Below are 23,351 nucleotides of genomic sequence, written 5' to 3'. Positions count from 1 at the left end.
AGTCACATGCACCTAGCTCGGGGCCTCGGCCCCCTTGCGGGCGTAGAACCACCAGGCCACCGCCACGCAGCTGACGTAGAAGCCCACGAATCCCCACATGGCGCCGGTCACCGAGAAGTTGGCGAACATCGCCGGGATGAAGAAGAAGCCGTACGCCGCGATCGCCGCCGTGAAACCGGTGACCGCACCCGACTCGATCTCCGCCTGCTTCAGCGCGGCCGCGTACTGCGGCGTGCCCTCCGTCAGCCCCTTCAGGTGCTGCCCCCGGAAGATGACCGGGATCTGGCGGAACGTCGAGCCGTTGCCGATGCCGGAGAAGAAGAACGCCAACAGGAAGCAGAGGAAGAAGCCGGGGAAGGAGCCCTGGTCCGAGCCGGCCGGAAGGAAGGAGATCACGCCGATGATCGAGCCGGCCATGCCCGCGAAGGACAGGATCGTCACCCGGGCGCCGCCCAGCTTGTCGGCGATCCAGCCGCCCGCCCAGCGCGCCAGTGCGCCGAGCGCCGGGCCCATCCAGGCGTACGTCGCCACCGGGTACGCCGGGAAGGTCGTCTTGATCAGCAGCGGCAGGGCCGCGGCGAAGCCGATGAACGAGCCGAACGTGCCGACGTAGAGCCAGGTCATCAGCCAGTTGTGCTTGCGCTTGAAGATGACCTTCTGCCGGCTGAAGGGGGTGGAGGCCACCTTCAGGTCGTTCTGCCCGAACCAGGCCACAGCCGCGAGCACGACCAGGACCGGTATCCAGACGAACGCCGCGTTCTGGAGGTAGATCTGCGAGCCGTCCGCCTTCCGCTGCCCCGCTCCGATCGCCGGCACAGACGAGGTGATCAGGATCGGGGTGAGCAACTGGACCACCGAGACCCCGAGGTTGCCCAGGCCGCCGTTGATGCCGGTCGCGTTGCCCTTCTCCCGCTTCGGGTAGAAGAAGCCGATGTTGGCCAGCGAGGAGGAGAAGTTCGCTCCGCCGATGCCGCACAGCGCGGCGATCGCGATCATCGTGGCGTACGGGGTGTCCGGGTTCTGCACGGCGAAGCCCAGCCACAGCAGCGGGCCGATCAGGACCACCGTCGAGATCGCCGTGAACCTGCGCTGGCCGATCATCGGTCCGAGGAAGGTGTAGAGGATCCGCGCCGTACCGCCGGTGACGCCCGGGACGGCCGTCAGCCAGAACAGCTGCGACCGGCTGAAGCCGAAGCCGACGTCCTTCAGGTTCGTCGCCGTGATGCTCCAGACCTGCCAGACCACGAAGGCCACGAGCAGGGCCGGCACCGCGATCCACAGGTTGCGGGTGGCGACCCGCCTGCCCGTGGTCCGCCAGAACGACGGATCCTCCGGCGTCCAGTCCGTGATGGTGCGGCCGGGGCGGTACTGCGCCGGATCGGGCGCCTGCGCGCGGCGGCCCGTCTCCGTGCGCAGCTCCTGCGTGGCGGAACTCATGGCATGTCCTGGGGGTTTGAGAAGACTCCTGAGGGTCCTGACCCCTCCAGGTTCCGTCCCGCACACCCCCCGGCGTCAGAGGAGAACGTCGTGCGGCCGGGAAGGACAAGGTCCCCTCGTCCACAGTGCCCAGGTCCGGGACCCCGTCCGGGACCCCGTCCGGGACCCCGGCCGCGCGCCTCGCCTGCCGAGCGGCGCGGGGCTGCTGTCCTGTGCGGTATGACGTACGTACCGATGACCTCCCGCAGCCGGCACGAGAGCCACCGGGCCTCGACACCGCTGGAGCTGTTCTTCGACCTCTGCTTCGTCGTCGCCGTCGCGCAGGCCGGCCGGCAGCTGGTCCACGCGCTCGCCGAGGACCATGTCGGCGCCGGCATCACCGGCTACCTCTTCGTGTTCTTCGGGGTGTGGTGGGCCTGGATGAACTTCACCTGGTTCGCCTCCGCCTACGACGTCGACGACGTGCCGTACCGGATCGCCACCCTCGTGCAGATCGCCGGCGTGCTCATCTACGCGGCCGGGATCCCGCGCGCCTTCAACGACAACGACTGGACGATCTGCGTCCTCGGCTACGTGGTGATGCGGCTCGCGCTCACCGTGCAGTGGCTGCGCGCCGCCGCCGGGGAGCGGGGTCCGGCCCGGCGCACGGCGCTCATGTACGCGATCGGCCTGCTGGTCTGCCAGGCCGGCTGGGTGGCGCTGCTCGCAGCCCCCGAGCACTCCCGCAGATGGCTGTTCCTGGCCCTGGTCGTGATCGAGCTGCTGATCCCGGCCGTAGCCGAGCGCAGCTACCAGACCCAGTGGCACCCGCACCACATCGCCGAGCGGTACGGCCTGTTCACCATCATCGTGCTCGGCGAGACCATCGCCGCCAGCACGGTCGCGGTCCAGTCGGCGATCGACGAGCACGAGGCGCTGGGCGAGCTGCTGCCGATCGCGGCCGGCGGGCTGCTGCTGGTCTTCGCGGCCTGGTGGATCTACTTCGCCGTCCCCGCGCACGACCGGCTGCGCAGCAATCGCGAGGCCATCCCGTGGGGGTACGGGCACTACGTGATCTTCGCTTCGGCCGCGGCCATCGGGGCCGGCCTCGAAGTGGCGATCGAGCACGCCGTCGGCAAGGCCCACGTCTCGGCCCTGGCCGCCCATCTCGCGGTGTGCGTTCCCGCGGCGCTCTTCCTCGCCTTCGTCTGGCTCCTGCACTCCCGCCACTTCAAGCGGGGCACGGCCCAGCAGCTCGTGCTGCCGCTGACGGCGGTGGCGATCCTCGCCTGCGCGTGGGCCGGGCCGCTGGCGGTGCTGTGGGCCGGGCTGGTCGCCTCCGCCTCGGTCGCCGTGGGCGTGACCTTGGCCGACCGGACGCGTTCTGGTGCGTGAGGACGGCGGGCGCCGCGGCCGCGACGGCCGCGGCGAGCGCGCCGGCGACAGGGAGAAGAGACGATGAAGGTCCCGGTACAGCGGTACGCGGACACGGGCGCGGCGGTGGCGGAGTACGGGGAGCTCGCCGACCCGGCGTTCTGGCAGCAGCCCCCGGCGGCGCGCCTGGCGGCGTTCGCCCGGCTGCGGGCCCTGGACTCGCCGGTCTACGTGCCCGAGGGCAAGGGCCGCGGCCACTGGGCCCTCGTACGGCACGCGGACGTGCAGGAGGCGAGCCGGCTCCCCAAGGTGTTCGCCAGCGCGCCCGGGGTGACCACGCCCGAGCCGGCCCGTTGGGTGCGGGCGCTGTTCGGGGACTCGATGGTCAACCTGGACGGCGCGGACCACGCGCAGCTGCGCAAGATCGTGCAGCGGGCGTTCACCCCGCGGCTGCTGGCGGCGGCCGAGGCGGACATCCACGCGGTGGCCGCCCGGATCGTGGACGACGTACTGGCGCAGGAGCCGGACGAGTTCGTCTCGGCCGTGTCCTCCCGGCTGCCGCTGGAGGTCATCTGCAACATGATGGGGATCCCGGAGCACCACCGCGCCGAGATCGCCGACCGCGTCAACCACGCCTCGGAGAACATCGGCGTCGAGCGGGGCCTGGGCGCCCGGCTGCGGATGCCCGGGCGCGGGCTGCGGGCGCTGGCCAGGATGCAGCGGATGGTCGCGGGCATCGGCAGGGAGCGGCGCAAGAACCCGACGGACGACCTCATCTCGGCCCTGGTCCGCGCCGATGTGGACGGACAGGCCCTCAACGCCCGCCAGCTCGGCGCGTTCTTCTCGCTGCTGATGGTGGCCGGGGTGGAGACCACCCGCAACGCGATCACCCACGGGCTGAGCCTGCTGACCGACCACCCCGCCCAGCGGGACCTGCTGCTCGCGGACTTCGAGACGTACGCGGACGGTGCGGTGGACGAGATGATCCGCCACTCCACGCCGATCATCCAGTTCCGGCGGACCGTGGCCGCCGAACACACCCTGGGCGGACACCTGTTCCGTCCCGGCGACAAGGTGGTGCTGTACTACGCCTCCGCCAACCGCGACGAGGCGGTCTTCCCCGACCCCGACGCCTTCGACATCACCCGCTCGCCCAATCCGCACCTGGGCTTCGGTGGCGGCGGCCCGCACTTCTGCCTGGGCGCGCACCTGGCCCGGGTGGAGATGAAGGCCCTGTTCCGCGAGCTGCTGACCCGGCCGGTCGCACTGCGGGCGGTAGGGCTCCCGGACCTGGCGGGCTCGAACTTCGACAACCGGGTGCGCTCACTCAAGTTCGCCTTCGAACGCCCCTGAGGGGCGCGGCCGGCCGCCGGGCGGGCTGGCAGCCCGGCGGCCGGAGCCGGCGAGGGACCCGCGGGAGCGCTCGCGTGGCGGGCAGGGAGCGCGCTCGCGTGCGGGCAGGGAGCGCCCTACTGCAGGCGGCGCACCGCGAGCACGCAGTGGGCGCTGCCCGTGAGCACGGACTCGTCGCCCGCGAACTCCTGAAGGGTCTTCGGGTCGACCGGCCGGCCCGGGACGGCCTCGGGCCAGGCGCGCGTGGCGAAGAGGAAGTAGGCCTGGCCGCTCTCGTTGGCCGCGGCGACCCACTCGTCCGGGGCCGTGCAGGTCGCGTTCAGTCCCGGCAGGGTCAGCGCGACCTGGTTGTCCGCGAGCACGATCTGCACGGGGAAGCCGGCCGGGTTGCGGGTGCCGTCCATGACCACGTCACCGATGGGCAGGCCGATCTCCTCCAGCAGCCCCCGGGCGGCGGTCTCGCCGGCCTCCCGCCCCTGCGGCCCGTCGCCGAGGGTGTAGGCGAGCAGGTACGGGATGTCGTGGCCCTCGGCGGGGTCGCCGATCCAGGCGAGCACCGAAAGGGTGCCGAGATGGGACCGGTCGGTTTCGGCTTGAGTAGAAGTCATGCGCCGCACCCTAGTGCTCTCTCCGCCGACCCTTTCCGGCCTTTCACCCGGGCGGGCTAGACGGCCCAGAATCCCTCTCCGGTATTCGCCTGCATGTTCGCGTCCTGGTACTGGAGCCGCACGATGCGCGCCTTTTCCGGAATTTCGAACACCACCCACCCCTCGGCCCGCTGGCCGACGGCGAGGGAATCGAAGACGAGCGGTTTTCCGGTGGTGAGTTCACCGGTCGGCACCACCCGGTGGCGCCCTCCCGCGCTGTCGTACGCCCACATCTGCCCCAGTTCCCCGTACGCGTCCCCGCCGACGTTGACGAACGACATCGAGGCGGCCACCCAGCGCTTGCCCGCGGGCGGGGCGTAGTCCTTCTCGACGCTGACCGCGGGGTCGACGTACGCGTTGAGCACGGCTTGCAGGTGCCGGCCCACCTGGCGGCCGCTCACCCGTACGGCATCACCCACATGGGCGTCCTTCGAGGCGGACCGGGCCGTCCCCGGGGCCGCCGGATCCTCCCCGGCCCCCGGCGCGCCGTCGTCCACCGGGACGGCGGGCGCCGCGGCGGGGGCGAGCGCGGGCCCCTCGGGGGCGCCGGAGCAGGCCGTGGCACCGAGCAGCAGGAAGGGCAGGAGAGCGGCGGCGAGGACGGAAGCGGACTGGCGCATGAGTGATCCCTTCGGGGACCTTCGGGAGGTATTCCGGCCAGTCTCACGCGCCCGAGCGGGCAATTGCACACACCGACACGGGTGTGCGCGAGGAGTTGCCCGCCATCTGCCAGCACAATGCGTTTCGGCGCTTTTGTTCCGACCCACCCCCCTGGAGGATTGATGCGAGTTCCCACCCGCCGCCTGGCCGTGACGGCGCTTTCCGCACTGGCCGCCGGCACCGCGTTCACCGCCCCCGCCGACGCCCGTTCCCACGAGAATTCGATTTCCGTACAGGAGGTCGGTCACCTTTCCGGAGGCGGCCGCGTCACCCTTTACGGGACCTACGTGTGCACGCCCTCGTCCCCCCGTGGAGTGCAAATCCAGGTCACGCTCACCCAGGACTCCACCCGCCTGGGCTTCGGCGGCCAGGAGGCCGACTGCGACGGGCGGGAGCACGACTGGTCCGCGTCCGCCGACGTGAACCCGGCCCTGGTCGACCTGCACCCGGGCGCGGCCGGCGCCCAGGCCGCGCTCCAGTCGGCGAGCCTGCACTCCGGGTTCAAGGTGAGCGTGTCCTACCTGGCGCGGGCCGAGCAGGACGTCCGTCTGGAGCAGCGGCACCGCTGAGCCGGCGCCGACCGGGCCCGCCCGCGGCCCGCGGCCGCCCCTACCTGCAGGCGGGGGCCGCGCCGGTCATCGACATGAACGCGACGGTCCGGCAGCCGGGATCCGCCTGCGGGTGCCCGGCCGCACGGTGCACGGCCGCCGGCACGCCGGCGGACAGCAGGAGCAGCGCGAGGAGAGCGGTCGCGGCCCCCCTGCCCGGCCGCTTGTTCAGCCGGTGCACGGCGGGGTCCCGTTGCGTGTGGTCGTCCGTTCCATGGACGGCATCATCACCCCGGCTCCGGCATCCCACAACTCGGGGTGACCGTACGGTCACCCCACGCCGCGGGTGGTGCCCGCGACGTCGAACTCGCACCAGACCGCCTTGCCGTCACCCCGGGACTCCACGCCCCAGTGCGTGGCCAGCGCGTCCACCAGCAGCAGCCCGCGCCCCGTGGTCGCGGCCTCGCCCGGGGTGCGCCGGCGCGGCCAGACGCTGGAGCGGTCCTTGACCCACAGCCGGATCCGTCGGACCGGCTCCGGCAGCACCTCCATGGTGAGCACCGCCCCGCCGTCCGTGTGCAGCAGGGCGTTGACCAGCAGTTCCCCGGCGGCCAGTTCCACATCGTCGGCGAGGTCCGGCATGCCCCAGTCGCGCAGGGCCTGGCGCAGGGCGTAGCGGGCCTCCGAGAGCCCCTCAGGGTCCGCCTGGTGGATGTACTGGTGGATCCGCGGAGCCCGGTGGGTGCCCGGGTCGGGGGCCCGGCGCAGGACCAGCAGGGCCACGTCGTCCCCTGAGCCCCAGCGCTCCCAGAGGCGGTCCGAAAGGTGGTCGGCGAGTGCCCCCGCCTCCTGCGGACCGCTGCGCACGGCGTGGGCCAGCGCCTCCATGCCCTGGGTGATGGCGGTGCCGGGCTCCTCCACCAGGCCGTCGGTGCACAGCACCAGCGTCTCCCCGGGGACCAGGTCGAGCCGGGTCTCGGGGAAGTCCTCCTGCTCGAACACCGAGGCCAGCCCGAGCGGCAGCCCGCCCCGTACGTTGGGCCAGCCCGTACGCCCGTCCGTGTGCCGGATCAGCGGCCCCAGGTGGCCCGCGCGGACCGCCCGTACGCCGCCGGTCTCCAGGTCCACCTGCGCGTACATGCAGGTCGCGAACCGCTCGGTGTCCAGTTCCGCGAGGAAGCGGGAGGCCCTGGCCAGGACGGTGGAGGGCGGATGGCCCTCACCCGCGTACGCCCGCAGCGCGATCCGCAGCTGGCCCATGATCGCGGCCGCGTGCGTGTCGTGGCCCTGTACGTCCCCCACGACGATGCCCACCCGGTCCCGGGGCAGTGCGATCACGTCGTACCAGTCCCCGCCGACCTCCCGCCCGCTCCAGGCGGAGTGGTAGCGCACCGCGATCTCCCCGCCGCTGATCTCGGGGATCCGGCGCGGGAGCATCGAGGCCTGGAGCCCCGTGGCGAACTCCCGCTCCTGGTCGAACAGGAGCGCCCGCTGGAGGGACTGCGCCACGATGCCGGCCAGGCCCAGGCAGAGGTTGCGCTCCTCCGGGCTGAACTCGGTGCGCCGCCGGTAGAACAGCACCAGCCCGCCGATGGCCTTGGCCTGCGCGATCAGCGGCAGGTAGGCGGCGGCGTCGAAGCGGATCCGGCGCAGGTAGTCGGCGAGCATGGGGAACTCCCCCGCCAGCTCGGCCAGTGAGGTGACGAACCGCGCCTTGCGGGTGAGCACCGCCTGCGACAGCGGCAGCGAGCCGTCCAGCCGGGTGAACCGCCGCTCGCTGAGGATCTCCAGCGACTCCCCGCTCAGCGCGATGATCTTGATGGCACCGTTCTCGACGAGCCCCAGGGCCAGCCCGTCGGCGCCGAGGCGCTCCAGCGCCCCCGCGCCGGTCAGCGTGGCCGTGACGTCGTCGACCGTCACCGCCCGCGACAGGGCCTCCGTCGTCCGCTGCACGATGGCGGCCTGCTGGGCCCGCGCCGACTCCAGCTTGCGCAGCACGGTGGCGTGCGCGAGCTCGGCCGTGGCGTCGCGGACGATGCCGACGATCCGCAGGGGCCGGCCGTCGGCGTCCCGCTGGATCCGGCCCTGCGTGTGCGTCCACTGGTCGACGCCGTCGCGCCGCTGCACGGTGAAGTACGAGCCGTACGTCTCCATGCCGCCGTCCAGGGCCGTCTGCGTGGACTCCGCCAGCCGGGCGCCGTCGTCGGCCGGGATCCGCAGCCCCAGCCCCTCCGGGGTGTCGTCGAACTCCTCCCGCTCCAGGTCGAAGACCACCAGCCCGGACTCGTCCAGGGTCAGCGTCCCCGCCTCCAGGTCCCATTCGAAGCTGCCCATGCCGTTCAGCGCGAGCCGCTCGCCGGGCCCCGTCACGGGGTCCCGGCTGCCCTGCCCGGATCTGTCGCGCTCCGCCGCTGCCACGAGAGACACACCACCTAACGGCCGGGCCAGCACGGCTGGGAGATCAGCCGCTCCCACTCCTCGTCAGGATGCCCCGGAAGGGTGCGCCCGGCCTCCTGCCAGCGCCTGACGAGGGAGAGGTAGATCGTCGGCTGGTCCGGAGCGGCGTGCCCGGGAGGGGCGTACGCGCCGGGGGCGTACGCGCCGGGGGCGTACGGCGAGGAGGCGGTCCTGCTCGCGGGCCTGGGCGCCGGCCTCGCGGCGGGCCCGGCCGAGCCGGGCTGCTCCGCCCGGCTCGCGGGAATGCGCACCCAGCCACGGCCGCCCTGTGCTCGCTGCTCCGCACTCATCGCGGACCCCTCTCGACCTCACCGCAGAGACGTCTTCGGATGCCCGGCACCGGCCCGGTCGGGCCGTACGGTCCCGGTGGAGCCCGTCGGCCCGCCCCGGCCACCGAGGCGCTTTCGCACTCCTGCAACCAGTCTCCCCGCCGTGAACCCCGCACCGTGCACGAATCGCATGGAAGGGCCGAATGAGGGAGCCGTCAACAGGCCGGCGAAGAACAGACCCGGCCACGAGGACTCGAAGCCGGCGCTGAGCTCCGGCGTACCGCCGTCCCCGACGGTGTCGAGGACGGCCCGCAGCCGGGCGTCCAGCAGCTCCAGGCGCCCCAGGTGCGGGGTGAACCCGGTGGCCGCGACCACGTGCGCGACGTCCAGGACGACCGACTCCCCGGACGCGGTGGTCAGCCCGAGCCGGGTCCGCTCGCCCACCGCCGCCGCCCGGTGCAGGCGGTGCCCCAGCAGCACCGGCACGCTGCGCTCGAAGCGGTCCCGCAGCCACCAGGCCCCGGCGGGCCCGAGCGCGGTCGCCGCGATGCGCTCCCGGGTCGGCGCGGGCAGCCGGCGCACCGCCCACGGCAGCTCCGACCAGGCCCAGCTGCGCCAGCCGGTGCCGAGGCCGCTGTGCGGTTCGCGCAGCGCGCGCAGCAGCGGGCGCTCCAGCGGCTGGGGGACGGTGTTCCAGTTCAGCCGGGACCGGCGGGCCACCAGGCAGGGCCGGGCCCCGTTCTCCGCCAGCAGTGCGGCGGTCTCCAGGGCCGCCTGCCCGGCCCCGATCACCGCGACCTCCCGTCCGGCGAACCGGGACAGGTCGCGGTGGCCGCTGCTGTGCGAGCAGTGGCCGGGCGGCAGCTCCCGCAGCGGCTCGGGGAGGTGGACGAAGGGCATCACCCCGACGGCGAGCGCGACCGTACGGGCGGGCAGCGGCGGCCCCTCGGCGGTGCGGACCAGGAAGCCGTCGCCCTGGGGGCAGACCTCGGTGACCGTCACCTCCTCCACCTCGGGGACGGCGTGCCGGGCGAACCACATGCCGTACGAGCTGAACACGTCGATCGGGAGCGGGTTGCCGTGCTCGGCCGCCCGCCCCCGCCCGGCGCAGTACGCGGCGAGGGTGTGCCGGCCGCCGGGAGCGGACAGGTTGGACGACCAGGGCTCCGACTTCAGGTACATGCCCTCGGGCATGTGGTCCCGCCACGAGGCCATGGGGCGCCCGAGCACCCGTACGCCGAGCCCGGCCGCGGCAGCGTGCGCGGCGATCGACAGCCCGTACGGCCCTGCGCCGACCACGACGAGATCGTTGATCCGCGTCACTGCTATCCCTCCAGTCTCATGGACCACGCGTTACTGCCCGTTCCCGTTCCCCCGCCCGCGGCGGCAGGCGGGGGCGGGGGCGGGTGACGGCGCGTCACCGGGTCACCAGCTCGTCCGGTTCGGCGGGGGCCGCGGGGTTGGCCGGGGTGGCCGACGGGGCCAGGTCGCGGCCGCGCTGGCGCGGGGCGCGCACCACGGCGCGCGCCGTGCGCCGGCCGTGCGCCGGTACGCCGCGAAGGGCGCGCACGCCCTTCCCCGCGCCCCGGCCGAGGAAGGCGGCGAGCATCGCCAGGAAGGGCATCGGGTCGTCGGCGGCGAACCAGGCCGCCTCCACCCGCCCCCGCTCGGCCCGCGGCGCCACCCGTACGGGTCCGGGCCGCGCCCGGCCGGACCGCTCGGCCCCGGACCGCTCACCCCCCACCGGCACGCCACCCGCTCGCTCGGCGGCCGTCTGCTCGGCGCCCGTCGACTCGGCGCCCGTCAACTCGGCCACGGGCCGCTCGGCCCCGGACTGCGCGCCCCCGGCCGACTGGTCCTGCCCGGACACGGTCTCCTCGGAGCGCGCCGGTGCGGGCACGGCGCCCCGGGCGACCGCGCCGGACCGCCACGGGAGCTGTCGGCCGCGGACCGCCGCCAGCAGGGCGTAGTTCTCCGCGACGAAGACCCGGCCCGGGCCGCCCGAGGGCTCCGGTACCCGTTGCCCCGTCAGATCCAGGTACATCGCCTGGACCACGTCCAGCCCGCCCGCGTCCGTGAACAGCCGGAACTGGGCCCCCGGCCGGGGGTTGAAGTCCACCAGCCGGAAGCAGCCGTCCTCGTCCCGGCGGAAGTCCAGGTCCAGGATGCCCTGGTAGCCCAGGCGCCGGGCGAGCCGCAGCCCCGCCTCCTCCACCGCCGGGTCCGCCAGCCAGCGGCCCACCGCCGTCAGCCCCGTCCGCACCGGCCAGGACAGCTCCTTGCGGCCCGATCCCGCGAGCAGCGGATGCCCGCCCCGGCCGAACGCGCCGTGGAAGAACCAGTCGGTGTCCGCCCCGGCCGGCAGGAACCGCTGGAGCAGCAGCCGGCTCCCCGCCTCCTGCGTGCGCTCGTACAGCCGGCGCGCCTCGGCGGCGCAGTGCACGAGCGTGGTGCTGCGCAGCCCCGCGCCCGCGGGCAGCAGCCAGGGCCGGCTCCACTTGGCCACCACCGGCAGGCCGAGCCGCCACGCGGCCTCCGCCGCCTCGGCGCCGCTCGCCGGGATCACCGTCTCCGGGTGCGGGACGTCCCAGCGCGCGCACAGGCGCGACAGCTCCGCCTTGTCCGCCACCCGGGCCGGCAGGCCGTCGGGCTGGTGGGGGATCCGGAACCGCCCGTCGAGCATCGGCGCGATCCGCGCCACGGCGATGGCGCTCAGGTCGTCCATCGCGATCAGCACCGCGGGCCGGCCGATCCGCTCCGACACCCCGACGAGGCACTCCAGCAGCGTCTCCGGGGTCTCGGGGGCCAACCCCCCGTCCGGTCCGGGATGGACGGCGCGCAGGTAGCGCGAACGCCCCATGGGACCTCCCCCGGCCTCGACGACGGCATGGACCTCCACGCCCCTGCGCCCGAGCGATCTGACGGCGCCGAGGGTTCCGTGGTGGAACGGATTCCGATCGAGTCTGAGCACTACTGCGGGCACATGGCCGTCGAACGCGTGCATGGGAACGGTGTCTTTCACCTAGTCGGACCAAACGGGGAGGATACGCAGCTGCGAATGGCCTATGCGGCGGTCACCGGACAGGCCATTCGTCAGATGTGATGCCTAACGTCTTTGACAAGCACACCGATTCAGGAAAGTTCGGGAGACGCCATGCCCAGACCACACCGCCGACTGGCGAGCACCTGCATCGGTACGGTGACGGCCGGGCTGCTCGCCACCGGAGCCTCGCTCGCGGCCCCCGAGAAGGAGCAGCCCAAGGGTTCCGACATCGCGATGGGCGCGTTTCTCGACTCCGGCCAGAGCGGGGTCGCCCGGATCCCGCAGCTGTCGCGCTGGCTGGGCGGCAAGGAGATCCGGGTCGGGCACACCTATCTGCCCGGGGACCGGTGGGCCCGCATCGAGAACCCCGACTTCCTGGAGGCCTGGGCCCAGTGGCGCCGGGCCAGGCCGGACCGGCTCTTCGTCCTCAACGTGCCCATGCAGGAGCACAACGAGGACCACGTCCCCGACCGCGAGGTGGCCCGGCTGATCCGGGCCGGCGCGGAGGGTGAGTTCGACCACCACTTCGAGAAGCTCGCCCACCGGCTGGTGGAGCTGGGCGTCCCGGACACGGTGATCGTGCTGGGCTGGGAGATGAACGGGGCCACGTACACGCACCGCTGCGCGCCGGACCCGCAGGGGTGGAAGGAGTACTGGAACCGCATCGTCAACACGATGCGCTCCGTCCCCGGTCAGCAGTTCAAGTTCGATTACGCCCCGAACCGCGGTTCGGACGCGATCGGCTGGACCGCCTGCTACCCCGGCGACGACGTCGTCGACATCGTCGGCATGGATTCGTACGACCAGGCTCCCGGCAAGACCTTCGACGAGATGGTCAAGCAGCCGTACGGGCTCCAGCAGCACGTCGACTTCGCGAAAGCGCATGGCAAAGCCATCTCGTACCCGGAGTGGGGGCTGTTCCGGCACGGCGACAACCCGACGTACGTCCAGCGCATGCTGAAGTGGATCGAGCAGCACAAGCCGCTCTACCACACCATCACCGACTACTGCCCGCACGGCGTGTGGCAGTGCAAGCAGAACCCCCGCTCCGCGAAGGCCTTCCGGGCCGCGCTCGCACCCGAGCGGCCGGGTCCGGTGATCCCGACCCCGGTGGTTCCGACACCGGTCATCCCGACGCCGGTGGTCCCGACCCCGGTCCTGCCGACCCCCTCGGTCCCGACCCCGTCGGTCCCCACCCCGTCCGTCCCGACGCCGCAGATCCCGACCCCCGGGATCCCCGTGCCCTCGCCGGTGGTCCCGAGCCCGCAGATCCCGGCTCCGGTCCCGTCGCCCGAGACCCCGGGCACCAGCCCGAGTCCCGAACCCGCGCCCGAGCCGGTGCCGGAGCCCGTGCCCTCCCCGGCCGTGCCCTCCCCGGCCGTGCCCTCGCCCGCCGTGCCCTCGCCCGAGGTCCCGGTCCCCGCCCCCGAGCCCGTTCCGGTCTCCCCGGAACCGGTCGAGCCGAGCCCGCAGGTCCCGGCACCCGAGAGCCCCTCGCCCGAGCCCGTGCCCTCGCCGGCGGTCCCCTCGCCGCAGACCCCGGTGGGCCCGGGTACCGGTCCCAGCCCGGACCCCGTGCCGGTGCCGCTCCCGGAGCCCTCGCCGGTGCTGCCCCCCGCACCGACCCCGGTCCCGGTCGTGCCGGAGCCCGAGCCGCCCGCGAACAGCACGCAGTGGTGCGTGCCGGTCAACTTCGGCGAGTGGCTCTCCAAGCTGGTCGGCAAGCAGTCGGTCTGCATCAAGATCGACTGGGGCAAGGACTCCGGCTTCTGGCCCTGGTAGAGCCGTCATCGGACCCGCAGTTCGTTGAGCCGCGCCCGCCAGTCCCTGGCGGCCGGCAGCGCCTCGCGCAGCGCGTCCACCGCCCGCTCGCGCCCCGCCACCTGCGATTCGTGCAGGCGGAGCAGGGGCGCGAGCGCCGTCCTGGCCAGCAGGAGCCGCTGGTTGACGACGGTCTCGGGCCGCCAGTGGTTCTTGTACGGCTCGTTGCCGCGCAGGAAGCTCACCACCGGGCGGCCCTCCGCCAGGGCGCGGCCCGCCTCGTAGCGCAGCAGCAGCGTGGCCACGTCCACCTTGCGGGTCCGCAGGTCCGGGTCCGCCCCGTACAGGTAGCCGCCGCTGAGCGCCCCCGACAGCAGCGTGACGTTGGCGGCGACCACCTTCCCGTCCAGCCGGAACTCGGTCAGCCGGCCCTCGCCGGCCCGCACCATCCGCCGGGTGGCCCGGGTCAGGTGCTCGGCGAAGCGGGGCCGCAGGTGCTCCGGGGTCACCCCGCGACCGCGCCACTGCTTCTCGTGGAGCCGCAGCAGCGTCCGTACGGCGCGCGGCACTTCCTGCTCGGTGACCTCCCGCTCCTCGATCCCGGCCGCGTCGGTCTTGCGCAGCTTGGCCCGGACCCGCTGGGCCCCGGAGGCCGGCATCCGCTTGACCAGCTCGTCGAACGGCAGCGCGGGCAGCTCCATGCAGGTGGAGTCGGTGAGCTTGCTCCGGGCCCCCTGCCACTGCTCGAAGAGCGCCTCGGCGGCGGCCCCCGGCCGTACCTCGCGCAGGTCGACGACCGCGCCGCGGGCGGCCCGGTGCAGGCCGCGCACCAGCGCCGGGACGACCTGGTCGGCGTACTCCGCGTCCACGAGCACGTCGAAGTAGTCGGTGATGCCGCCGCCGAGCGGCACCAGGAGCGGCAGCGGCCGGTGGACGAGCATCAGCGCGCAGGCGCCGACGAGTTCCTCGCCGCGCCGGACGAGCACGATCCGCAGGCGTCCGTCCTTGCCGTACGACAGCCACCAGGAGTGCAGCCAGGCGTGGCTCTGGAAGGGGGTGGCGGTGGGACAGGCCCGCATGAGCCGGTTCCACGGCTCGTCCAGCGAGGCGAACTGCCGGGGGTCGCGGCACAGCGTCACCGTCAGGGCCCCGGTGGAGCCCGTCGTCATCGCACGGACTCCTTCTCCTTGGTCTCGGTGTGCTCACCCTGGGCGGGCAGGGAGGGGTACTCCTCGACGACGGGCGCCGCGACGGGCTGCTCCTCGGGCCGCCGGGCGCGGCCGGCGGGCCGGGCCAGCAGCCACAGGCCGCCCAGCAGCCCGCCGGCGCACAGTCCGACGGCCCCGCTGATGGCGGCGGACGGCGAGGCGGGCTCGCTCGGCGCGACGGCCTGGCTGAACAGGAGCAGCTGGACGCCGGTGTTCTTGGCGGCCTGATTGCTGCTCAGCGAGAGCGCGTCGGCGACGGCGTTGGCGATGTCGGCGGCCTCGCCCGCGCTCTTCGAGGTACCGGTGATGGCGATCATCGGGGACTCGGGGGAGGTCTCGGCGCGGACGTGCGTACGGAGCTCGCGGGCGCTGATGCCCGCACGCGGCTGGGCGTAGGCGAGGGTGGAACTGCTGGTGGCGATGCGGGCGTACGCCTGGGCGAAGCCGAGGGCGGTGGCCGGCTCGGTGGTGTCGTCCGGTACGGCGACGACATAGCTGGTGGCGGCGTACTCGGGGGCCTTCAGCACCCCGTACACCCCTCCCGCGGCCAGTCCCAGCACGGCGGCGGCGGGCAGCGGCCACCACGCGGGCGCCGGCAGCAGCCGCGCCCGGCGGCGGCGCTCGCCCCTCTTCTGGCCGGCCCTCTTCTGCCCGGCCCTCGCCGGGTCGGCCTTCCTCTGCTCGGCCTTCCTCTGGTCGGCTTTCTTCTGGTCGGTCTTCTGCGGATCGGCGGTGTCAGCCATGTACGTGCCTTCCTGGAGGGATGGGAGTGGTTTCGGGCCCCCGCGCGGGGAACCCCGTCGGGGGTACGTCGTCGTTCGAGGCGCCCGGTGGCGGCGTCGGGGCGGGACGGGGCCCCGGCAGCGCCAGGGCGTAGACCGCGAGGAGGCGCTCCGCGCTGCGGGCGATGTCGTAGCGGCGCACCACCGGGGGCTGGGGCAGACGCCGCGCGCCCGCCTCCATGTGCCCGCGCAGGGCGGCGACCAGCTCCTGCGTCCCGGTCCCGATCCGGCGGGCCCCCGGCGCCTGCGCGGCCGGCAGGTCGTCGATCGCGGGACAGGTGACGTGCAGCACCGGCAGGCCCGCCGCCAGCGCCTCCACCACGGCCAGCCCGAACGCCTCCTCCCGCGACGGCGACACGAACACGTCCATCGCGGCGAGCAGCGCCGGGATCCCGGGCGTGCGCCCGTCGGCGCCGTCGCCCAGCGGATCCCGCTCCCCCAGCAGGTGGATCCGGCCCTGCGCGCCCAGTTCCGCGGCCAGCCGCCGCAGCGCCGCCCGCTCCGGCCCGTCCCCGACCAGCAGCAGGTGGGCCCCCGGCAGCGCCGCCACCGCCCGTACGAGCGAGTCGAACCGCTTGCCCGGCACCAGCCGGCCGACCCCACCGACCACGAACGCCCGCTCCGGCAGCCCGATCCGGGCCCGCGTGGCCCGGCGCACCCCCTCGTCGAAGCGGAAGCGGGTCGCCTCGATCCCGTTGGGTACGACGTGCACCCGCGCGGCCGGCACCCCCCACTTCTCCAGGCGCGCCGCCACGGTGTCCGACACCGCGACGGTCGCCGCGCCCAGCCGCTCGCTGGCCAGGTACAGCGCGCGCACCCCGCCCGTCAGCTTCCGGCCCTCGATCTCGTCCTCGCCGAGCGAGTGCTCGGTGGCCACGGTCGCCCCGACCCCCGCGAGCCGGGCCGCGAGCCGCCCGTACACGCAGGCCCGGTACAGGTGCGTGTGCACGAGGTCGTACTGCTCGCGCCGGATGAAGCGCACCAGCCGCGGCAGCGCCCCCAGGTCCCGGTTGCCCTTCATGCCCAGGTGCACCACGCGGACCCCGTCGGCGCGCAGGCCCTCGGCCACCGGCCCCGGGTTGGTCAGCGTCAGCACGTCGCAGCGCATCGGCAGGTGGCGCAGCAGCAGCCGCAGCTGCTGCTCGGCGCCGCCGACGCCGAGCCCCGTGATGATGTGCAGCGCCCGCGGCGTCCTCACCGGGCCACCGCCCGGCGCAGTTCCCCGACCCGGTGGCGCAGCTGCTTGATCCGCAGCCGGCCGGGCCCGTCCGCCTGGCTGACGTGGGTGCGCGGCAGGGCGTGCGGGCCGGCCAGCCGGCCGGGGTCGATGGCGCAGGCGTACCCGTACCCGGCGGCCCGCGTCGCCGCGACGACCCGCGCGTCGAGGTGCCCGTACGGGTAGCAGAACCCCTGCGGCAGGGTTCCGGTCAGCTCCCGGATCAGCTCCCTGCTGCCCCGCAGCTCTTGCTGGAGGATGTCGTCGGGGGCGGCGGTGAGGTCCTGGTGGAGCAGTCCGTGCGAGCCGATCTCCTGCCCCGCGGCCGCGACTTCGCGGATGCCCTCGGCGGTCAGCAGGGACTTGCGCGGGCCCAGCGGGTCCCACACGTTGTCCACCCCGAGCCGCCCGGGCAGCACGAACAGGGTGGAGGTGCAGTCGTGGCGGCGCAGCAGCGGCAGCGCCCGGGTCAGGTAGTCGGTGTAGCCGTCGTCGAAGGTCAGCCCGACGAGCCCGGCGCCGCGCCCGGCGGCGCAGGCCCGCAGCAGTTCGCCGACGGACACCCCGCGCAGGCCCCGCGAGCGCAGCCACAGGAGTTGCGCCTCCAGCGCGGCCGGGGTGACGGTGATGCCGTACGGGTCCTCGGCGGGATCGGTGAACTCGGCGACCGAGTGGTACATCAGGACCCACGGCGAGGCGGTCCGGCGGGCGGGGACCACCTGGGCGGCCGGCTCCGTGCGGGTGTCAGCGGGCATTGCGGAACCTCTGGGTCATCTGGGCGATCTGGGCGGGCAGGGCGGTGATTTCGAGCACCCGTATGGCCACGCCGCAGGCGCCGAACATGGCGGGCACGAGCAGGCAGCCGAGGGCGGCGCTGAGCAGCGGGTCGGGGATCATCGGCCCGGCGATCCAGCCGGTGGCGCAGGCCCCGACGGCGGCGACGGACAGGCGGCCGATGCTGAGCGCGACCCGGCGGACCTGGATGGCGACGATCCGCGAGCCGAGCCCGGTGAGCAGCAGTGCGGCGGTGGTGGAGATGCCGGCCGCGTTGGCGGCGGCGATGCCGTACGTGCCCCACCAGCGGACGGCGAAGGCTCCGGCCACGATGTTGACGAGGAGTCCGGCGCCCATCGCGAGCGCCGGGAACCAGGTGGGCCGGGCGGTCGAGAAGAAGGGCCGGGACAGCGCCCCGACGAGGCAGTGGCCGAGCAGTCCGAGGGCGTAGACCCGCATGACGGAGGCGGTGGCGAGGGTGTCGCGGTGGGTGAACGCGCCGCGTTCGAAGAGGACCTGGATGATCTGGGGCGCGTATCCGATGACGAGGGCGCTGCCCACGAGGACGGCGAGGGAGGCCAGCGCCAGGTCCTGCTCGACGCGCCGCCGGGCCTTCTCGCGCTCTCCTCCGGCCATGGCCTGGGCGACGACGGGGAAGGTGACGGTGCAGATCATCAGCGACAGCACCATCGGCATCTGCGCGACCTTCTGCGCGTAGTTCAGGTGCGAGATCGCCCCCGAGGGCAGCGAGGCGGCCAGGAAGCGCTCGACCAGCACCTGCGACTGCCGGAACACCGCGAAGAAGATCACCGGGGCGATCAGGCCGAACGCGATGAGGGTGGGCCGGTCCCGGTCGCGCTGGCTGCGCGGTGCGCCCTGGGCGCGGGACGGTCCGAAGCCCACGTTCCTGACGAACGAGGGCAGTTGGACGAGCACCATCAGCAGTCCGCCGGCGGCGACCCCGGCGGCGGCCGCCCGCACCCCCCACACGGCGTGCAGGGCGATCATCGTCCCGATGATGCCGATGTTGTACGAGACGTAGATCGCGGCGGGCGGCACGAACGAGCGGTGGGCCCGCAGCGCGGCGCTGAAGTACCCGGCGATCCCGAAGGACAGCACGGTCAGCGCGGTCATCCGGGTGCACTCCACGGCCAGGGCCGGGTCGGGCAGCCCGGGTGCGAGCACGGCGACGACCAGCGGCGCGGCGACGACGAGGAGGGAGGCGACGGCGGCCAGGAACACCGCCAGCCGCGGCAGGGTGGCCCCCACGAGCAGCCGTACGGGGTCCTGGTCGCGGGCGGCCTTGCGGGTCAGCCCGGCGCGGGCGGCAGCCCGGCGGGCGAGGGCCTGGCTGAACGCGGGCACCATCAGCAGGGCCATGGCGTCCTCGATGAGCAGCGTCGAGGCCATCTCGGGCACGGTCCAGGCGATCAGGAAGGCGTCGCTGTCGTGCCCGGCCCCGAAGAGGTGCGCGATGGTCTGGTCCCGGAACAGCCCGAAGACCGCCCCGGCGGCGGTCAGTCCGGCGGTGACGGCGGCGGCCTTGGCCAGGAACCGTCCGAGCGGAGCCGCAGCCGTGCTCCCGCCCGCCGTCCCGGCGGGCGGCTCGTCCCGTACGGGCCCCTCGCCCTCGGGCGGTTTCCGTCGTGCGGCCCGGGCCGGCGAGCCCGGGACGCGGGCGGGGCCCGCCCCGGCCGGTGGGCCGGGGGCGGGCCGCCAGGGCGTCGTATCGGTCACCGGCCGTCCGCACCCGAGGCGGCGCGCGGTGCGGCCACGAGGCCGGTGCGCCCGCCCGCCGCGGCGGCGGCCGTGTCCCCTCCGGAGGGCGAGGGCAGGGCCCACCAGGCCGCCAGACCGATGATCACTCCGGTCAGGACGGTGGAGGGGCCTCCGATGTCCGCGTACAGGAAGTCGATCAGCTGCCACACGAACAGCCCGACGGCGATCAGTCCGCAGTCCCGGATCCCGGCGCCGCCGCGCGCGCAGCGCCGCAGCCCCGCGACGAGCAGCGCCGCCCAGCCGCCCGCCAGCGCGGTCAGCCCGATCAGCCCCTGCTCGCTCAGGACCAGCAGGTACATGTTGTGCGGGGAGAGCAGCGGCTGGCGGATGTACGCCTGCCCCGCGCCCGCGGTGTCGCTGCCGGAGGACAGCCCCAGCGAGGAGTGCCCGTCCCGGTTGGCCGGGAAGCCCTTGAGGCCCACCCCGACCGCCGGCCGCTCGCGCCACATCGACCCGGCGGCGGCCCACATCGTGTACCGGTCGGTCACCGACTGGTCGGGGGCGCTGGAGACCTGCGTGATCGAGGTCAGCCGCTCCGCGACCATCTCGGAGCCGACCCCGAACCCGCCCACCAGGACCACCCCGGCCGCGACCAGCGCGAGCAGCACCTTCAGCGCCCGCCGGATCCCGGCGAGCACCATCACCAGCACCGCCGCGCCGACCGTGGCGATCCACGCGCCCCGGCTGAACGACAGCACCAGCGGCACCACCAGCACCAGGGCCGCCCCGCCCGCGATCCGCCGCACCCGGCCCGGCAGTCCCGGGGCCAGGGCCGCCGCGGTCGCAGCGACCAGCCCGTACGCCACCACCGTGGCCATGCCCATCACGTCGCCGGGCCCGAAGGTGCCGACGGCGCGGATGTCCTCGCCCTGGTACGAGGCCCCGGTGTGGGTCGCGAACTGCACGACCCCCACCGCGCCCTGCACCAGGGCCAGCACCACGAAGCACCCGGCGGCCAGCCGGAACTCCCCGGCGTCGCGCACCAGCAGCACGATCGCCGCCGGGACCAGCACGAACACCTGGAGGTAGCGCACGAACCCGGGCAGCGCCGCGTACGGGTCGCCGGCGGTCGCGGTCGCCACCGCCAGCCCCACGGCGGGCACGCCGAGCACCAGCACCCCGAGCGGGCTCAGCTCCCGCACCCGGCCGCGCAGCGCCTGCACCGCGCAGACCACCACCAGCAGCAGCGAGGCGGCGTCGGCCGGGCCGACCTTGCCGGAGGTGCTCGCGTCGCCCGCGGCGATCGGGGCGAGGAGCAGCAGGACGGTCGCGGCCAGCGGCACCAGCGGCCAGTGCCGCCGCAGCAGCCCGGCCGGGCCGGACCGGCCGGCGGCCCCGGCGCCGAACGGGGATACGGCGAGGCTCATCAGCTGCCCCCCAGCCGGAAGCGGAAGAAGGAGGCCGCGGTGCGGGCGAGGATCCACAGGTCCTGCCAGAGCGACCAGGTGTCGATGTAGTGGTTGTCGAAGCGGGCCCGGTCCTCGATGGAGGTGTCCCCGCGCAGGCCGTTGATCTGGGCGAGCCCGGTGATGCCCACGGGCATCCGGTGCCGGGCCTCGTAGCCGGGGTGGACGGCGGCGAACTTCGCCACGAAGAACGGGCGCTCGGGCCGCGGTCCGACCAGGCTCATGTCACCCCGTACGACGTTCCACAGCTGCGGCAGCTCGTCCAGCGAGGACTTGCGCAGGAAGGAGCCGACCGGGCTCATCCGGTGGTCCCCCGCGACCGTCCACCGGGTGGCCGACTCGTGCTCGTCGGCGCGCAGGGTGCGGAACTTCAGCAGCGTGAAGGGGCGCCCGTACAGGCCGACCCGCTCCTGCCGGAAGATCACCCCGGGCCCGTCGGCGATCCGCACGGCCAGTGCGCACACGCCCATCACGGGCGCGGCGGCGAGCAGCGCGAGCGCGGCGAGCAGGCCGTCGATGGCCCGCTTCACCCAGCGCTCCACCGGCCGCGACGGACGCGGCAGCAGCGGCTGTACGGCGTACCCCCACAGCTGGTCGGCGGGCTGGGCCACCCGCATGCCGGTCACCTTGGCGGTGCCGGCCGGGTCGGCGAGCCAGAGCCGGCAGCCGTGGTCGTGGAAGAGCCGGACCAGGGAGGCGGTGCGCTCGTCGGCCTCCGGCGGGCGGGTGAACACCGCGTGCCGGACCGAGTTCTGGATGACCGCGCGCCGGATGTCCTCGTGCGTGGCGAGCACCGGCACGGCGCCGCCCTCGCCTTCCGGGTCGCCGGTGGCGGCGAGCCCGACGGGCCGCAGCCCGTACTCGGGGCGCCCGTGCAGGGCGGCGGCGACCGCGCTCGCCCCCGCGCCGGGGCCGACGACGAGGGCGGAGGCGGGCCGGCGGCGGGCCGCGCGGCGGCGCAGCCCGTTGGCCAGCCCGCGCCCGGCGCACGTCAGCACGGTCTGCGCGCAGACGGCGCCCAGCAGGGCCGGCCAGGCCATGGCCCCGCCCGGTGCCGTGGCGGCCACGACCGCGGCGAAGGCGCACCACAGGATGGCGGCCCGCCCGGCCAGCGCGGGCAGTTCCAGCAGCGCGGAGGGCGCGAGCCGCGGCCGGTACAGCCCGGCCTGGGCGTGCAGGACGGCGAGCAGGACGGCCATCGGGGCGGCCGCCTCGGCGGGCACCGCCGTCCCGGGCGCCGACAGGACCGCCGTGGTGAGCGTCGTGGTGAGTACGGCGGCCAGCGCGTCGGCGGTCAGCAGCGGGAGGACCCCGTCGCGGCGCCGGACCCGCTGCGGCCGCGCCAGGGGCCGGGCCTGGTCGGCCCTCGGCCGGCGTGGGGGGTGGATGGCGGTCACGGACCGTCGGACGGCTGCGGTGCCGGCGGCGGCGCCGCCGGGCCCCGTGCCGCCCTGCCCGGTGTGCCGGGCGGGTGCGCTGTCCATCGTCATCGGCTGATGCGCTCCTGGTTCAAGGGCCGGGGCCTGCCCAGCAGTTCGTGGTACAGACCGGTGACCGCGTCCGTGGTCCGCCGCACGTCGAAGTCGGTCCGGGCGTGCTGCTGGGCCTGCTCCCCGAGTTCGGCGAGCAGCCGCGGTTCGGCGAGCAGCCGCCCCAGGGCCTTGGCCAGGGCCGTCGGGTCCTCCGGCGGTACCAGGCAGAGCCGTCCCTGACCGGGCGGCAGGCTCTCCCGGGCACCGCTGACGTCGGAGACCAGGACCGGTCGGCCGCAGGCCATGGCTTCGAGCGGGGCGAGCGCCATGCCCTCCCACCGCGACGGCAGTACAACGAGATCGGCGGCCCGAAGCCACGGTCGGATGTCGGGAGCGGCGCCGGCGAAGAGCACTCCGGGCGGGGCGCTGCGGCGCAGCTTCTCGGTGTCGGGGCCGTCGCCGACGAGCGCGAGACGGGCCTCCGGGACGTTGCCGAGCACCTCCCGCCAGGCCCGGAGCAGGATGTCCTGGCCCTTCTGCTGGCAGAGCCGGCCCACGCATACGGCGAGCGGACCGTCGCCCACGAAGGCTGCGGGCAAAGGGAGTTCGGTACGCGCGCGAGCCCGGTCGGCCTCCCGGTCGGGGCCGCCGGGGCGGAAGTGGTCGAGGTCCACTCCGTTGCGGATCACCGACCAGTGGGCGGAGATCCCCTCGGCCTCCCCGGCCCGGCGCTCGGCCTCGCTGACGCAGAGCACCCGGTCGGCCCAACGGGCCCCGAACCGCTCCCAGCGCAGGGCGAGCGCGGCGGTGGCCCCGCCGACGGCGTCGAAGGACCACGCGTGCGGCTGGAAGACGGTGGGCACGGCCCCGCGCACGGCGAGCCGCCCGGCCAGTCCCGCCTTGGCGCTGTGGGCGTGCAGGACGTCCGGCCCGGCCAGGCCGATGACCCTGCGGGCGCCGAGCACTTCGGCGGGCAGGTCGGGGCCGGGGGCCCGGCCGGCGCGCCAGGTGAGCACCTCGGCCCCGGCGTCACGAGCGGCGTCGGCGAGCTGTCCGCCGCGCGGGCAGCCGACGGCGGTCCGCAGGCCGGCGGCCGTCTGGGCGCGGACGAGGTCGGCCACGACGCGGGCGACGCCGCCGTCGACGGGCTGGACGAGGTGCAGGACGGACAGGGGGCGGGGAATCG

20 protein-coding genes are annotated in these 23,351 nt (G+C 74.6%); 4 read left to right on the top strand and 16 right to left on the bottom strand.

Features of this window, described 5'->3' with window-relative positions:
* Window positions 1-12 precede the first annotated feature (12 nt).
* On the bottom strand, window positions 13-1,437 hold the full coding sequence (locus ACS04_RS01475) for a NarK family nitrate/nitrite MFS transporter (RefSeq protein ID WP_078864335.1): 1,425 nt from the start codon (window positions 1,435-1,437) through the stop codon (window positions 13-15).
* A gap of 219 nt (window positions 1,438-1,656) precedes the next feature.
* On the opposite strand from ACS04_RS01475, the gene ACS04_RS01470 reads away from it, so the two are divergent.
* Together ACS04_RS01470 and ACS04_RS01465 are read left to right on the top strand one after the other, a co-directional pair.
* Window positions 1,657-2,811: a low temperature requirement protein A gene (locus ACS04_RS01470; protein WP_048474582.1), complete on the top strand. Its 1,155-nt coding sequence runs from the start codon at window positions 1,657-1,659 to the stop codon at window positions 2,809-2,811.
* Window positions 2,812-2,874: 63 nt separating this feature from the next.
* Entirely contained in the window at window positions 2,875-4,143 is a 1,269-nt protein-coding gene (locus tag ACS04_RS01465; protein ID WP_048474581.1) for a cytochrome P450, read from the top strand.
* Between the two features lie 116 nt (window positions 4,144-4,259).
* Here the strand turns inward: ACS04_RS01465 and ACS04_RS01460 are convergent, their stop codons facing one another.
* Together ACS04_RS01460 and ACS04_RS01455 are read right to left on the bottom strand one after the other, a co-directional pair.
* Window positions 4,260-4,751 carry a DUF5949 family protein gene (locus ACS04_RS01460; RefSeq protein WP_048474580.1) on the bottom strand — a complete coding sequence of 164 codons (492 nt, stop codon included), beginning with the start codon at window positions 4,749-4,751 and terminating at the stop codon, window positions 4,260-4,262.
* A gap of 56 nt (window positions 4,752-4,807) precedes the next feature.
* Complete coding sequence (locus tag ACS04_RS01455; RefSeq protein WP_048474579.1) at window positions 4,808-5,410, bottom strand: DUF4352 domain-containing protein; 603 nt, start codon at window positions 5,408-5,410, stop codon at window positions 4,808-4,810.
* Between the two features lie 162 nt (window positions 5,411-5,572).
* Between ACS04_RS01455 and ACS04_RS38035 the strand changes: the two genes are divergently transcribed.
* Entirely contained in the window at window positions 5,573-6,019 is a 447-nt protein-coding gene (locus ACS04_RS38035; RefSeq protein WP_053080664.1) for a DUF6299 family protein, read from the top strand.
* Window positions 6,020-6,059: 40 nt separating this feature from the next.
* On the opposite strand, the gene ACS04_RS01445 is transcribed toward ACS04_RS38035, so the two are convergent.
* From ACS04_RS01445 to ACS04_RS01425, 5 genes are all read right to left on the bottom strand, one after another.
* Window positions 6,060-6,239, bottom strand: coding sequence for a hypothetical protein (locus ACS04_RS01445; RefSeq protein WP_048474578.1), 180 nt, complete (start codon window positions 6,237-6,239; stop codon window positions 6,060-6,062).
* A gap of 89 nt (window positions 6,240-6,328) precedes the next feature.
* Window positions 6,329-8,416 carry a SpoIIE family protein phosphatase gene (locus ACS04_RS01440; protein WP_048474577.1) on the bottom strand — a complete coding sequence of 696 codons (2,088 nt, stop codon included), beginning with the start codon at window positions 8,414-8,416 and terminating at the stop codon, window positions 6,329-6,331.
* A gap of 14 nt (window positions 8,417-8,430) precedes the next feature.
* Window positions 8,431-8,745, bottom strand: coding sequence for a hypothetical protein (locus ACS04_RS01435; protein WP_048474576.1), 315 nt, complete (start codon window positions 8,743-8,745; stop codon window positions 8,431-8,433).
* An 18-nt stretch (window positions 8,746-8,763) separates the two neighbouring features.
* Complete coding sequence (locus ACS04_RS01430; RefSeq protein ID WP_048474648.1) at window positions 8,764-10,038, bottom strand: NAD(P)-binding domain-containing protein; 1,275 nt, start codon at window positions 10,036-10,038, stop codon at window positions 8,764-8,766.
* Window positions 10,039-10,141: 103 nt separating this feature from the next.
* Window positions 10,142-11,584: a carboxylate--amine ligase gene (locus ACS04_RS01425; protein ID WP_398022435.1), complete on the bottom strand. Its 1,443-nt coding sequence runs from the start codon at window positions 11,582-11,584 to the stop codon at window positions 10,142-10,144.
* Window positions 11,585-11,878: 294 nt separating this feature from the next.
* On the opposite strand from ACS04_RS01425, the gene ACS04_RS40240 reads away from it, so the two are divergent.
* Window positions 11,879-13,549 carry a glycoside hydrolase family 26 protein gene (locus ACS04_RS40240; RefSeq protein ID WP_048474574.1) on the top strand — a complete coding sequence of 557 codons (1,671 nt, stop codon included), beginning with the start codon at window positions 11,879-11,881 and terminating at the stop codon, window positions 13,547-13,549.
* A 5-nt stretch (window positions 13,550-13,554) separates the two neighbouring features.
* Here ACS04_RS40240 and ACS04_RS01415 read toward each other — a convergent pair whose 3' ends face one another.
* From ACS04_RS01415 to ACS04_RS01380, 8 genes are read right to left on the bottom strand one after another with little or no spacing between them, the layout of a single operon-like run.
* The gene (locus ACS04_RS01415) at window positions 13,555-14,697 is read right to left on the bottom strand and encodes a GNAT family N-acetyltransferase (protein WP_048474573.1); all 1,143 of its coding nucleotides are present in this window, start codon (window positions 14,695-14,697) and stop codon (window positions 13,555-13,557) included.
* Window positions 14,694-15,479, bottom strand: coding sequence for a YveK family protein (locus ACS04_RS01410; RefSeq protein WP_245236238.1), 786 nt, complete (start codon window positions 15,477-15,479; stop codon window positions 14,694-14,696). Before ACS04_RS01410 ends, ACS04_RS01415 begins: the two co-directional genes overlap by 4 nt.
* The gene (locus ACS04_RS01405) at window positions 15,472-16,716 is read right to left on the bottom strand and encodes a glycosyltransferase (RefSeq protein WP_048474572.1); all 1,245 of its coding nucleotides are present in this window, start codon (window positions 16,714-16,716) and stop codon (window positions 15,472-15,474) included. The genes ACS04_RS01410 and ACS04_RS01405 overlap by 8 nt, the downstream gene beginning before the upstream one ends.
* Window positions 16,713-17,489 carry a polysaccharide deacetylase family protein gene (locus ACS04_RS01400; protein ID WP_048474571.1) on the bottom strand — a complete coding sequence of 259 codons (777 nt, stop codon included), beginning with the start codon at window positions 17,487-17,489 and terminating at the stop codon, window positions 16,713-16,715. The genes ACS04_RS01405 and ACS04_RS01400 overlap by 4 nt, the downstream gene beginning before the upstream one ends.
* On the bottom strand, window positions 17,479-19,245 hold the full coding sequence (gene murJ, locus ACS04_RS01395; protein ID WP_245236237.1) for a murein biosynthesis integral membrane protein MurJ: 1,767 nt from the start codon (window positions 19,243-19,245) through the stop codon (window positions 17,479-17,481). The genes ACS04_RS01400 and murJ overlap by 11 nt, the downstream gene beginning before the upstream one ends.
* Window positions 19,242-20,654, bottom strand: coding sequence for an O-antigen ligase family protein (locus ACS04_RS01390; protein ID WP_078864333.1), 1,413 nt, complete (start codon window positions 20,652-20,654; stop codon window positions 19,242-19,244). Before ACS04_RS01390 ends, murJ begins: the two co-directional genes overlap by 4 nt.
* Entirely contained in the window at window positions 20,654-22,183 is a 1,530-nt protein-coding gene (locus ACS04_RS01385; RefSeq protein WP_398022430.1) for an exopolysaccharide biosynthesis polyprenyl glycosylphosphotransferase, read from the bottom strand. The genes ACS04_RS01390 and ACS04_RS01385 overlap by 1 nt, the downstream gene beginning before the upstream one ends.
* The gene (locus ACS04_RS01380; protein ID WP_048474643.1) at window positions 22,180-23,349 is read right to left on the bottom strand and encodes a glycosyltransferase; all 1,170 of its coding nucleotides are present in this window, start codon (window positions 23,347-23,349) and stop codon (window positions 22,180-22,182) included. The genes ACS04_RS01385 and ACS04_RS01380 overlap by 4 nt, the downstream gene beginning before the upstream one ends.
* Window positions 23,350-23,351: the final 2 nt, after the last annotated feature.

Source organism: Streptomyces roseus, from assembly GCF_001044425.1.
GTDB classification, from domain to species: domain Bacteria; phylum Actinomycetota; class Actinomycetes; order Streptomycetales; family Streptomycetaceae; genus Streptomyces; species Streptomyces roseus.
The sequence above is the reverse complement of the archived record's forward strand: the minus strand, read 5'-3'. Positions and strand labels throughout refer to the sequence as shown.

Excerpts from the sequence above, each read along its gene's own strand:
- ACS04_RS01475 (WP_078864335.1), bottom strand. The coding sequence starts at position 1,437 with ATGAGTTCCGCCACGCAGGAGCTGCGCACGGAGACGGGCCGCCGCGCG.
- ACS04_RS01470 (WP_048474582.1), top strand. The coding sequence starts at position 1,657 with ATGACGTACGTACCGATGACCTCCCGCAGCCGGCACGAGAGCCACCGG.
- ACS04_RS01465 (WP_048474581.1), top strand. The coding sequence starts at position 2,875 with ATGAAGGTCCCGGTACAGCGGTACGCGGACACGGGCGCGGCGGTGGCG.
- ACS04_RS01460 (WP_048474580.1), bottom strand. The coding sequence starts at position 4,751 with ATGACTTCTACTCAAGCCGAAACCGACCGGTCCCATCTCGGCACCCTT.
- ACS04_RS01455 (WP_048474579.1), bottom strand. The coding sequence starts at position 5,410 with ATGCGCCAGTCCGCTTCCGTCCTCGCCGCCGCTCTCCTGCCCTTCCTG.
- ACS04_RS38035 (WP_053080664.1), top strand. The coding sequence starts at position 5,573 with ATGCGAGTTCCCACCCGCCGCCTGGCCGTGACGGCGCTTTCCGCACTG.
- ACS04_RS01435 (WP_048474576.1), bottom strand. The coding sequence starts at position 8,745 with ATGAGTGCGGAGCAGCGAGCACAGGGCGGCCGTGGCTGGGTGCGCATT.
- ACS04_RS01425 (WP_398022435.1), bottom strand. The coding sequence starts at position 11,584 with ATGGGGCGTTCGCGCTACCTGCGCGCCGTCCATCCCGGACCGGACGGG.
- ACS04_RS40240 (WP_048474574.1), top strand. The coding sequence starts at position 11,879 with ATGCCCAGACCACACCGCCGACTGGCGAGCACCTGCATCGGTACGGTG.
- ACS04_RS01415 (WP_048474573.1), bottom strand. The coding sequence starts at position 14,697 with ATGACGACGGGCTCCACCGGGGCCCTGACGGTGACGCTGTGCCGCGAC.
- ACS04_RS01410 (WP_245236238.1), bottom strand. The coding sequence starts at position 15,479 with ATGGCTGACACCGCCGATCCGCAGAAGACCGACCAGAAGAAAGCCGAC.
- ACS04_RS01400 (WP_048474571.1), bottom strand. The coding sequence starts at position 17,489 with ATGCCCGCTGACACCCGCACGGAGCCGGCCGCCCAGGTGGTCCCCGCC.
- ACS04_RS01390 (WP_078864333.1), bottom strand. The coding sequence starts at position 20,654 with ATGAGCCTCGCCGTATCCCCGTTCGGCGCCGGGGCCGCCGGCCGGTCC.
- ACS04_RS01385 (WP_398022430.1), bottom strand. The coding sequence starts at position 22,183 with ATGACGATGGACAGCGCACCCGCCCGGCACACCGGGCAGGGCGGCACG.